The organism is Pontibacter sp. BAB1700, from assembly GCF_000277005.1.
Taxonomy (GTDB): domain Bacteria; phylum Bacteroidota; class Bacteroidia; order Cytophagales; family Hymenobacteraceae; genus Pontibacter; species Pontibacter lucknowensis.
The window spans coordinates 1-2,492 of record NZ_AKIS01000258.1 but is presented as its reverse complement, the minus strand read 5'-3'; the positions used below and the strand labels follow the sequence as shown (position 1 = coordinate 2,492).

Sequence of the window (2,492 nt, the reverse complement as noted above, 5' to 3'; positions counted from 1 at the left end):
AGCGCTCGTAGAGCAAGGTGTTCTCAAAAGAAAAGCGGTCGTCTACTGAAAAAGCTTTAATCAGTTTTATGCCTGCCTCTCGCAATTCCCGGCACTGGCCCGGCGTTTCACGACCATGTAACTGCACCAGATCCAAGCCATATTTCTTAACTGTAGCCTCTACAACATCTGTAGCTTCATTCACGAAAACACCTACTTTCTGTATACCTGCCGGTAGTTCCGCCAAAAGTTCAGGGGTGATGTAGCCCTCACAGTAGCGCTTGGAGCCTTCATAAAAAATGAAGCCCATGTAGTCGGGTTGCAGCGAGGCCACCTGCCGGATGTTTTCCGGGTCGCGCATGCCGCATACTTTTAGTTTCAGGTCTTTCATCTCTTCCTTATGCATAAATTGAGAGCTTGCAATCTGCCATTAAGCCTGCGCGGAAGCCAGTGATAAATTTTGCTGCAGCTGGCGCAGCTCCCGGATAAACTCGGCTGCTGCACGTTCCGGACGACCATCAGTCATGAAGGTCTCCCCGATCAGGAAGCCATTATACCCTGCCGCCTGCAGCTCTATCAACGTTTTCGGTGATTTCAAACCACTTTCCGACACCTTGGTCATACCTGACGGGATGTGCTGAGCCAACTCCAAAGAAAGGGCAACATCGGTCTGGAAAGTCTGAAGATTGCGGTTGTTCACTCCCACGATCGTCACGTCTTCACTTAACGAAGCTTCCAGTTCTTGCTGAGAATGCACTTCCAGCAATACTTCCAGCCCAAAAGAGCGGGCAAAAGCTGCCAGTTGCTTTAGTCTCTCCGGCTCCAGTGCAGCGGCAATCAGCAGAATGGCATCAGCACCGATCGACTTCGCTTCCACGATCTGGTACTCGTCCACGGTAAAGTCTTTGCGCAGGATCGGGCAGTAGTTATACTTGCGGGCGATCATCAGGTCTTCGTTTTTGCCTCCGAAGTAGTTCGAGTCCGTCAGGATAGATAGAGCCGAAGCTCCCGCCTGCATGTAGCCAATGGAGGTGCGCTCCACCGATACATAGGGGTTGATGTCCCCCTTAGAAGGAGACTTGCGCTTGATCTCGGCAATAATGCCGCTTTTATCCGGTCGCAGCAGGTAGCGCTCCAGCGACAGACACGGCGTCTCAAAATACAGGCTCTTCTCCAGTAACTTCACCGGGTATAGCGCCTTTCGCTCTTCTACTTCCTTGTATTTATGGGCGATGATCTCGTCGAGAATATTCATGATTTTCAGATTTAGAGTTTGGAAATTTAAGGATTGCAAAATGATTAGGCTGTTACCAGCTTGTTGTCATTTATCAGTTTGTTAAATAAGGCATAAGCTCTTCCTGATTGGAGTGTCTCTTTAGCCAAAGCAACGGCATCAGGTATAGCGGTTTCGGGGCGGGCGCAGTGGATGGCCATGCCGGCATTGGCGGCGACCACATCCGTCTGGGCAGCCGTACCTTCGCCTTTGATCACCTTCAGAAAAATCTCAGTCGACTCGGCTATACCTTCCCCTCCTTTGATCTGGCTGTGCTCCAATCGGCCAAGTCCTAAATCGCCGGCGTCGAGAAGTTGCTCTTTGCTGTCGGCAATCACTTTGAAAGGGCTCGTCAGGGAAATTTCGTCATAGCCATCAAGGGTATGGAGGATGCTATACCTGATGTCGGGCTGCTGCTGGTAGAGGTAGCCATACATGCGGGCCAGTTCCAGACTGAATACTCCCACCAGCTGTTTCTTCGGGAAAGCCGGATTCACCATCGGGCCGAGCATGTTGAAAAAGGTCTTCACACCAAGGTCTTTCCGGATCGGCCCGACGCTCTTCATGGCCGGATGGAATAGTGGTGCGTGCAAAAAGCAAATGTTATACTCGGCAATGCTGCGCTCCAGTTTGTCTTTGTCGGTGGTGAACTGAATACCCAATGCTTCCAGCACATTGGACGATCCGCAGGAAGACGATACACCGTAGTTGCCGTGCTTGGCCACTGCGATTCCATTAGCCGCTACTACAAAAGAAGATAGCGTGGAGATGTTAAAGGTATCCTTACCATCACCGCCTGTGCCGCAGAGGTCTATCGGGTCGTAAGCGTCCAACTCTACAGGGTGGCAAAGCTCCAGCAGGGCATTGCGGAAACCCTCCAGTTCTTCCACGGTAATGCTGCGCATCATGTAAACGGTCAAAAAGCTTGAAATTTGGCTTTGGTTATACCTGCCGGCGGCAATGTTCTTCAGCACCTCCTGCGCCTGCTCCCGGCTCAGCGTTTTATGTTCAAATAAGTGGTTCAGTATTTCTTTCATGATTGATGTTTTTGTCTTTTCGAACACAGCGAGAAATATGCTGCCTTTCTAATTCAGATCTCTCCTATCGTCGAGATGACATTTAATGTGTTAACCAGTTTTTGATCATCTCCCGCCCATGCTCCGTCAGCACCGATTCCGGGTGGAACTGCACGCCACGCACATCATGGTCGCGGTGGCGCAGCGCCATGATGTTTCCGGAT

2 protein-coding genes and 2 pseudogenes are annotated in these 2,492 nt (G+C 50.8%); all 4 read right to left on the bottom strand.

Annotation, left to right across the window (positions count from 1 at the left end):
* A pseudogene (locus O71_RS21020) lies at positions 1-385 on the bottom strand (phosphoribosylanthranilate isomerase); the annotation flags it as partial.
* Between the two features lie 24 nt (positions 386-409).
* Positions 410-1,234: an indole-3-glycerol phosphate synthase TrpC gene (trpC, locus tag O71_RS21015; RefSeq protein WP_007661310.1), complete on the bottom strand. Its 825-nt coding sequence runs from the start codon at positions 1,232-1,234 to the stop codon at positions 410-412.
* 44 nt (positions 1,235-1,278) lie between these two features.
* On the bottom strand, positions 1,279-2,289 hold the full coding sequence (trpD, locus tag O71_RS21010) for an anthranilate phosphoribosyltransferase (protein WP_007661309.1): 1,011 nt from the start codon (positions 2,287-2,289) through the stop codon (positions 1,279-1,281).
* A gap of 82 nt (positions 2,290-2,371) precedes the next feature.
* A pseudogene (locus O71_RS21005) lies at positions 2,372-2,492 on the bottom strand (aminodeoxychorismate/anthranilate synthase component II); the annotation flags it as partial.

Coding starts and splice junctions, on each gene's coding strand:
- trpC (WP_007661310.1), bottom strand. CDS start 1,234: ATGAATATTCTCGACGAGATCATCGCCCATAAATACAAGGAAGTAGAA.
- trpD (WP_007661309.1), bottom strand. CDS start 2,289: ATGAAAGAAATACTGAACCACTTATTTGAACATAAAACGCTGAGCCGG.